The organism is Parvibaculum sp. (assembly GCF_035511255.1).
Lineage (GTDB): Bacteria > Pseudomonadota > Alphaproteobacteria > Parvibaculales > Parvibaculaceae > Parvibaculum.
The window spans coordinates 1-8,114 of the sequence record NZ_DATKFR010000435.1 but is presented as its reverse complement, the minus strand read 5'-3'; the positions used below and the strand labels follow the sequence as shown (position 1 = coordinate 8,114).

The window sequence follows — 8,114 nt, the reverse complement described above, 5'->3', positions numbered from 1 at the left end:
ACCGCTTCACGCCCAAGGCGGAACGGGAACGCGCGGCGGCGGAAGGCGAGGAGGCCCGGAGCGTTCCCTTTCTCAAGCGCTTCACCGTTTTCAATGTCGCGCAATGCGACGGCCTGCCGGGCGAGCTGCTTGCACCGCCCGCCATACTGCCGGAATGCGAGACCGTGCCCGCCGCCGAGGCGCTGATCGCCGCGACCGGCGCGGCATTCCATGCGGGCGGCGCGATGGCCTTTTATATGCCGAGCCTCGACCGCATCGAGGTGCCGCCGCAAGCGGCCTTTCACGAGCCGGTCAACTATTACCGCACCTGTTTCCATGAACTCGGCCACTGGACCGGCCATCCCTCGCGGCTGGCGCGCGATCTCTCCGGGCGCTTCGGTTCGCGCGCCTACGCGGCGGAGGAACTTGTCGCCGAAATGGCAAGCGCCTTTGTCTGTGCTGCGCTCGGCATCGTGCCGACGGTGCGTCATGCGGACTATATCGCCTCATGGCTCGATCTCCTCCGTGACGATGAGCGCGCCATCTTCCGCGCCGCGAGCCTTGCCTCGAAGGCAGCGGATTTCCTGCTGGCCTTCCGCGCGAACAGCACAGAGACGGGCGAGGGGAGGGCGGCATGAGCGGGCACCCGCCTCTCGATGTGGAAACGACGCCCGAAGGCGAGCAGTGCCTTGTTCCGGGTGTCGCGCCGATCCGCGACCGCGACCGGCTGGCGGCCTTCATGGCCGCGCCGTTGCGCCCGCGCAAAGCCCAGAAGCCGCTCAATATCGGTCTCTTCGACGAGGATGCGCGCAACCAGCTGAGCCTGTTCTGAAGGAGACGCCCCATGAAGAAATGGACCGTCCAATGCGGCTTTGCCGCCTATTACGCCAATACCGTGACGGTCGAGGCCGACACGCTCGCGGAGGCGCTGGAGAGGGCCATCGTCACCGCCAACGAGAGCGACGGCTGGAAGCCGTTCGACGATTGCGGCCCGACATTTGTCGATGCCGTTGCCGAAGGCGACGACGCCGATCCGTGGCGGGAGTTTGCCTCCTCGCTCCCCGTGCCGCCGCGCTTTTCCGAGCGCGGCGAGCCGGTCGCCGTGACCGTCACGGTCTCCGGTGGCACCGTGCAGCAGGTCGAGATCGAGGGCGGGCGCGCAATCGTCCATGTCCGTGACTACGACACCGAGGGTGCCGCGCCCGGCATCCCCGACCTTCATATCGATGCGGACGGCGACACCTACGCGCTCGCCGACTGGTCGAACTTTTCTCTGCCCGATGAGACGGCAGAGAGCCCGTGCCCCACCCCCGAAAACGCGAAAGGAGAGACCAATGGAACTGCGTCACATCCCGATCGATGAATTGCGGCCCGCCGCGATCAACATGCGGCATGGCAAGCGTCCGCCCGATATCGACGACATCCTGCCTTCGATCCGGGCACGCGGCATCCTGCAGCCGCTGCTCGTGCGCCCCGTCGCGGCGGAAGCAAACCTCTATGAGATCGTCGCCGGACGGCGGCGCTATTTCTCGGCCAAGGCGGTGAAGGAGGAGCAGGGCGAGGTCGAGCCCTTGCCCTGTGCCGTGATGGAGCCCGGCGACGATGCGGCGGCACTCGAAGCCTCGCTGATCGAGAACATCGCCCGTCTCGATCCCGACGAGATGAGCCAGTATGAGTGCTTCGCGCGGCTCACCCGCGAGGGGAAATCCGTCGCCGACATCGCCGCGACCTTCGGTCTCACCGAATTGATGGTGAAGCGCCGCCTCGCGCTCGGCACGCTGATCGCGCCGATCCGCGAGGCCTATCGGGCGGAGAAGATCGATGCCGCATCGATCCGCCATCTGACGCTCGCCTCGCAAGCGAAGCAGAAGGAATGGTGGAAACTCTGGAAGACCGACCGGAGCGCCTGTCCGACCGGCCACCGGCTGAAACAATGGCTCTTCGGCGGCCAGTCGATTGCGACCGGCGCGGCGCTCTTCCCGCTCGACACATATGAGGGCGAGATCGTTGCCGATCTTTTCGGCGAGGAAGGGTATTTCGCCGATCCCGACCTCTTCTGGCGCAAGCAGGGCGAGGCCATCGCAGGCCGCGCAGATGCGCTGCGCGAGGCGGGCTGGACGGAGGTCATCGTCATGGAGCCCGGCGAGCATTTCCCCGCATGGGACTACGAGAAGGTCCCGAAGAAGAAGGGCGGCAAGGTCTATATCGAGGTCTCAGGCCGCGGCGAGGTGAGTTTCCACGAGGGCTATCTCTCTCGCGTGGAGGCGCGCCGCAGGGCGAAAAAGGAGGGCGCGAGCGATGATGCGGCGGAGGTCCGCGCCGCTCGGCCCGAGGTCACCAAAGCGATGCGCAACTATATCGAACTGCATCGTCATGCCGCCGTGCGCGCCGAATTGCTGGACCATCCGGGTGTCGCGCTGCGGCTGATGCTCGCCCATGTCATCGCCGGATCGGCGCTCTGGCAGGTGACGCCGGAGCCGCAGAAAGCGGCGTCGGAGACCATCGCGAAAAGCCTCGCGGCGAATATCGCCGAATGTGCCTTCCGGGGCTGGCAGGCCAATATCCGGGCCCTGCTCGGTCTTCCGGAAGAGCGCGAAAGCCTCACCGCGCCGCATGGCGACGACACAGCAACCGTCGCCCTCTTCGCCAAGCTTCTGATGCTCAACGACGAGGAAGTCATGAACGTGCTCGTCACCGTGATGGGCGAGACACTGCAGGTCGGGAGCGCGGCGGTCGAGGCGCTGGCGGTGGTGCTGAAGCGCGATATGGGCCCGGTGTGGGAGCCGGACGAGACCTTCTTCGAACTGCTGCGCGACCGCAGCACGATCAATGAGATGCTGGCGGAAGTGGCCGGAAAAAGCGTCGCCGACCAGAATGTCGCCGAAAAGGCCTCCGTCCAGAAGCAGATCATCCGCGACTGTCTCGCGGGCACGAATGGCCGCGCGAAGGTCGGCACATGGCTGCCCCGCTGGATGCATGTTCCGGCCCGAACCTATCGCGAGGATGGCGGTTTCGCGCCCGCCGAGGCATGGCATCGCGTGGCGGGATATTTTGGGAAGGCCTGAGACTTGTGCGGGCGGCGTTTAGCGCCGCCCGCTCTTTCCCCCAGACCCTCGACGCGTCAATTGTCACACTCCGGTATCGCGGAGGTGGCGCGATCGTGGGAGCGATTCCAGAGGCAGCGAAGCCGTCGTCATGCGACACGCGGGAACGCGATGCGGGCGCGTTGGCCGCATTCCGGCAGCAAGGTGAGGCGCATTTTGCCCGTTCTTCGCCACGCATCTGCGGCGTCGCCCTCACTCCGCATGAGCCGTCTCCGGCGTTGTCGGCGCCACCCTATTGGCGCTGAATCGATCCCTTGCTTCCGGCCTTTCATCATCCGGCCCGCCGCCTCAAGAGGCTTGGCGCGCATGGATTGCGTGGGCTCTCTCTTCCTTCGGCTGGGGCGTCACCGGGGGCCATTCCCTCGCTTGAGCGGCGAGACCTATGGGCGCTGCCGCCCGCCCGAAACCGTCGCGCCGGGCTTTTTTCCCCGCGCGCTGACGCGCGCTCCTCGCGGGGCGCTTCGCTTCAAAAAAGCCCGCCGCTCGGGTCCTGCGCTTGCGCTCCGGCCTCTGGTTCGGCGGGCGGCTGCCGCGCCCATCGGGGTTCGCCATCGCGAGGGGAATGGACCCCTCGGCGTTCATCGAAGGAGAGACCCATGCCTGCAATTGGATATGTCACCAAGCAGTCGAGCGGCGGCTACAAGGGCCAGTTGAAGACGCTGACCATCCGCGCCGAGATCGATATCGTGCCCAATGCGGCGAAAAGCGCCGAGGCACAGCCGGACTTCCGCGTCCTCACGCAAGGCGTCGAGATCGGCGCGGGCTGGACGCGCACCGGCGAAACTTCGGGCCGGGACTATGTGAGCCTCAGTCTCGCCGCGCCGGAATTCGGGCCGCGCCGTCTCTACGCCAATCTCGGCCGCGCCGCCGGTCAGGATGACGACGAGACCTTCGCGCTGATCTGGAATCCCGTCGACTGACGGTCACGCCTCGCCTCCGCGCCCCTCCGGGCGCGGAGGCTTTTCCCTTTTGCGATCTGTTACGTTGGCGAAACGACGTAGCCGGATATTCGCCGCTCAATGGCCGGACCACTTTTTCCGATCCTTGCCGTGGTGGGGCTTCCTTGCGCGATTCGCGCGCGGGCAAGACGCGAGGTGCCCCCATGGATGACGACGCGACCCGGGCTGCGAATGCCAAGAAGGGCAGTCCCTTCCTCAACACGCCGCAGGCCGCCCACTATGTCGGCCTCTCGGAGCGCACGCTCGAAAAGATGCGCGTCGTCGGCGGCGGCCCCGAATACCGCAAGCATGGCCGCTATGTGCGCTATCACATCGACGATCTCGATGCCTGGTCGCGGGAGCGGGCGAAGCGCTCGACCTCTGATGAATGAGCGGCTCTCCCTCATCGCAGAAAGCGGCGCACTTATCCCCATGCGGTCCCCGCGCGGACCCAAGCGTCCCCACCGCCGCAGGCGTTCTCTTCTCTGGACGGCACTCGGTATCGGCCTGATCGGCGTGACCACGTTCATCGACCCACTGCCTCGTCTCGTCTGGAACGCGAGCGCCAGTGCCCCGCGCGGGCTCTATCTGCGTCTCTCGCGGGATTTTGTCCGGGGCGATCTCGGGCTGGCGCGATTGCCGGGAGAAGCCCGGCGGCTTGCCGTCGCGCGCGGCTATCTCGCGCCGGACGCCTTGCTGATCAAGCGTGTCGCCGCCTCCCGTTTCGAGACGGTCTGCATGACCGGGAACGATCTCTATATCAACGGGCGGCACGCGGCGCGACGGCTGGAGCAGGACGGCAAAGGCCGTCCGATGCCGCGCTGGCAGGGCTGCGAGAGGCTTGGCGGCTATCACGTTTTGCTTCTCGCCGAAGGCGAACCCACCTCTTTCGACGGGCGGTATTTCGGGCCGGTCGAGCGGCGGCTCGTCATCGGCAGGCTGGTGCCGCTATGGATATTCTGACGCTGGTTCTTGCTCATGCGGTCCGCAGTGCCGAGCCGGAGATCGGATTCTCGTCGTTCGTCGCGATGAGCGTCGCCGCCGAAGCAGAGGCGGCAGCGGTAGAGAAGTGGCGTGTCTACATAGATGAAGCCGCGCGGCGTTTCGGCATTCCGGCGCACTGGATCCAAGCCGTCATCGAGGCGGAAAGCGGCGGTCGGACCCTGCTGAACGGCGCACCGATCACATCGCCCGCAGGCGCCATGGGTCTGATGCAGCTGATGCCCGCGACCTATGCCGAACTGCGCGACCGATACGGGCTCGGGCCCGATCCGCATGATCCGCGCGACAATATTCTGGCGGGCACGGCCTATCTCCGCGAGATGCGCGAGCGCTTCGGCCGTCCGGGACTCTTCGCCGCCTATCATGCCGGGCCGACACGCTATGAAGCTTATCTGAAGGGCGAGCAGAGCCTTCCCGAGGAGACCCTTGCCTATCTCACCACATTGCTGCCGCGCATCGATCTGGTCGTCGTAGACGACAGAAAAGTCGCCCAGAGAATGAGCGCGCGAGCGTCATTCGCGTCAGGAAAGTCGCTCTTCTTTCCGCTCGGCAGGCATGAAACGCGCCCCGAAATCGGTTCGCCAAACGATGCGAGCCGGTCTCCAGAGCGACATCTGTTCGCCCGTTCGGACAGCAAATCGCACGGTGATTCCGCTGTCATTGACGGGGATCTCTTCGTGCCGCTCTCCGGCACCTCCCGTTAGTCCGCCCCAGGAGAAAGGGCATCGGCGCAGGTGAGCGCGGAGCGGGCTCTGGGTCGCGGGGGGGCAAGATAAAAGAACGGCGCCATGAGGGGCTTATGTTCCTGTCTGCACATCTCTTTTGACGGCGCCATACGCCGAAGGCGTGGCGCCATTGCGCCCATAAGTCGTTGGGGTCGCTTGATCTCCGTGGCACCGTCTTGTTCGCCGACGAAAGCCGATCATCTTCAAGATGGGCGACAATCGCGGAGAGGAGACGATGCAGGAGGACGGCTTCGAGCCACGACTCGGCCGGATCGGAGCGCGTGACGGTAAGACCGCGCGGCGCTATCAGCAGCGCGTGCTGAAATCGGCGGCGCTGGCGGGCGGACGCCGTTTCGGTGGGGCGTCGCCGGGCTCGGGCTTCCAGGGCAATCGCATCGGCCGCGGCACCGGCATCGGCCGCGTGCTCGCGTCGCGCGGGAGCCATGCCGCCTTCCGCGCGCGGCGTGTCGTCGTCAAATCCCGTATCGTGAAGCTGAAATGGCAGGGCCTGAAAGCGGCGCGTCTGCATCTCCGTTACATCCAGCGCGACGGCGTGACGCGCGAAGGGCAGCCGGGCGAGCTTTACGACGCTGGGCAGGATCGCGCGGGCGGCAAGGAGTTTCTGGAACGGTGCGAGGGTGACCGGCACCAGTTCCGCTTCATCGTCTCCGCTGAGGACTCGGCTCAGTATGAGGAACTGAAGGGTTTCACGCGGCGCTTCATGGCCCGCATGGAGGAGGATCTGGGGACGCGCCTCGATTGGGTCGCGGTCGATCATTACAATACCGGCCATCCCCACACTCACATCATGCTGCGAGGCAAGGACGAGCGCGGAAAGGACCTCGTCATCGCGCGGGATTATCTCTCGACGGGCATGCGCGAGCGCGCCGCCGAAATCGCCACCCTCGATCTCGGCCCCAAGAGCGATCTCGAGATCGAAACGAACCTCACGCGGGAAGTCGAGCAAGAGCGGTTCACGAGTATCGATCGCAGCCTGCTGAAGGAGGCGGACAGTGAAGGTTGCGTCCGTTCCGGTATGACCGCAGGCGATGCGTTCCGGCAGAGCCTGCGGGCGGGCCGGCTGCAGAAACTGAAGCGGTTGGGATTGGCCGAGGAAGTTACGCCCGGAACGTGGAAGCTCAACTCCGGGTTGGAACCGGCGCTTCGCCGCATGGGCGAGCGCGGCGACATCATCAAGACGCTTCACCGCGGAATGACCAAGAAAGGACTCGGGCGGGCCCCGTCCGACTATGCGATCCATGATCCGGTGGACGGAGAGGCACGGCGCATTGTCGGGCGTGTGGTCGCGCGGGGATTGTCGGATGAACTCAACGACCGCCACTATCTGATCGTCGATGGGCTCGACGGCCGCGCGCATTACGTGGATATCGGCCGGTCAGAATCTGTGGAAACGCATCCGGAAGGCGCTATCGTCGCGATCACGCCGAAGCCAGTGGGACCGAGGGCGGTCGACCGGACGGTCGCGGAGGTCGCAGCCGCGAATGGTGGGCGCTACGACATCGAAGCGCATCTCCGTCACGATCCGACGGCGAGCCGCGCCTTTGCCGAAACCCATGTCAGGCGGCTGGAAGCGATGAGGCGGGGCGCCGGACTGGTCGATCGTGAGCCTGACGGAAGCTGGGTCATCGCACCCGATCATCTGGAACGCGCCGCTTCCTTCGAACGCAGCCAGGCAAGATCAAGCCCGGTCATTGTCGAGACGCTGTCCGCCTGGCCGCTTGAGCGGCAGGTGACCACCAATGGTGAGACCTGGCTAGACCGTGAGTTGGTGGCGGAGAGGCCGGAGCCCCTGCGCGAGGCAGGCTTCGGCGGAGATGTCCGCGGCGCGCTTGCGCTGCGCCGGCAATGGCTGGTCGGGCAGGAACTGGCGCGGGAAGAGCAGGACCGTATCGTCTATCGCGCCAACATGCTCGGCATCCTGCGCCGCCGGGAGTTGCTGCGTGTGGCGGGGCAGCTCTCGGGCGAACTCGGTCTGCCCTACGCCGAAACCGAATCTGGGCAAAAGGTGACAGGCACCTATCGCCGCCATGTCGATCTCGCCAGCGGCCGCTTCGCGGTGATCGAGAAATCGCGCGAGTTCACGCTCGTGCCCTGGCAGCAGGTGCTGGCGCGGCATCTCGGCAAGCAGGTCTCGGGGATCGTCCGGGAAGGGAGGGTCTCATGGGCGATCGGGAGACAGAGAGGGCCGGGGGTTTCATAGGTCCGCTTAGCGCCGATTGTGTTGATTAAGTCGGCAGTTGATCGGGCTTCCGGTGCGTGATTCCATCGTTTTGTGCTTATCGGAGGACAGAGCGATGATGGGAACACAGGTGGCGCCGGCGCAGCTGTTTTATGACTTCTGTCTC

The 8,114-nt window shown here is 65.7% G+C and carries 9 protein-coding genes; all 9 read left to right on the top strand.

Features of this window, described 5'->3' with window-relative positions; genetic code table 11:
• A partial coding sequence (locus VMR03_RS16450; RefSeq protein ID WP_325407131.1) for an ArdC family protein occupies positions 1–617 on the top strand: 617 nt, incomplete at its 5' end.
• A complete protein-coding gene (locus tag VMR03_RS16445; RefSeq protein ID WP_325407129.1) occupies positions 614–811 on the top strand; it encodes a hypothetical protein in 198 nt (65 codons plus the stop codon). The genes VMR03_RS16450 and VMR03_RS16445, both read left to right, overlap by 4 nt.
• A gap of 12 nt (positions 812–823) precedes the next feature.
• Entirely contained in the window at positions 824–1,342 is a 519-nt protein-coding gene (locus tag VMR03_RS16440) for a hypothetical protein (protein WP_325407127.1), read from the top strand.
• A complete protein-coding gene (locus VMR03_RS16435; protein WP_325407125.1) occupies positions 1,314–3,044 on the top strand; it encodes a ParB/RepB/Spo0J family partition protein in 1,731 nt (576 codons plus the stop codon). Before VMR03_RS16440 ends, VMR03_RS16435 begins: the two co-directional genes overlap by 29 nt.
• A 635-nt stretch (positions 3,045–3,679) precedes the next feature.
• Positions 3,680–4,003 (top strand): DUF736 domain-containing protein, encoded by a 324-nt coding sequence (locus VMR03_RS16430; RefSeq protein WP_293323652.1) that lies wholly within the window; start codon positions 3,680–3,682, stop codon positions 4,001–4,003.
• 182 nt (positions 4,004–4,185) lie between these two features.
• Entirely contained in the window at positions 4,186–4,413 is a 228-nt protein-coding gene (locus VMR03_RS16425) for a helix-turn-helix transcriptional regulator (RefSeq protein ID WP_041535925.1), read from the top strand.
• 40 nt (positions 4,414–4,453) lie between these two features.
• Positions 4,454–4,984: a S26 family signal peptidase gene (locus VMR03_RS16420; protein ID WP_325407123.1), complete on the top strand. Its 531-nt coding sequence runs from the start codon at positions 4,454–4,456 to the stop codon at positions 4,982–4,984.
• A complete protein-coding gene (locus tag VMR03_RS16415) occupies positions 4,972–5,727 on the top strand; it encodes a lytic transglycosylase domain-containing protein (protein ID WP_325407121.1) in 756 nt (251 codons plus the stop codon). The genes VMR03_RS16420 and VMR03_RS16415 overlap by 13 nt, the downstream gene beginning before the upstream one ends.
• A 256-nt stretch (positions 5,728–5,983) precedes the next feature.
• Positions 5,984–7,969, top strand: a complete 1,986-nt coding sequence (gene rlxS, locus VMR03_RS16410; protein ID WP_325407133.1) for a relaxase/mobilization nuclease RlxS — start codon at positions 5,984–5,986, stop codon at positions 7,967–7,969.
• Positions 7,970–8,114: the final 145 nt, after the last annotated feature.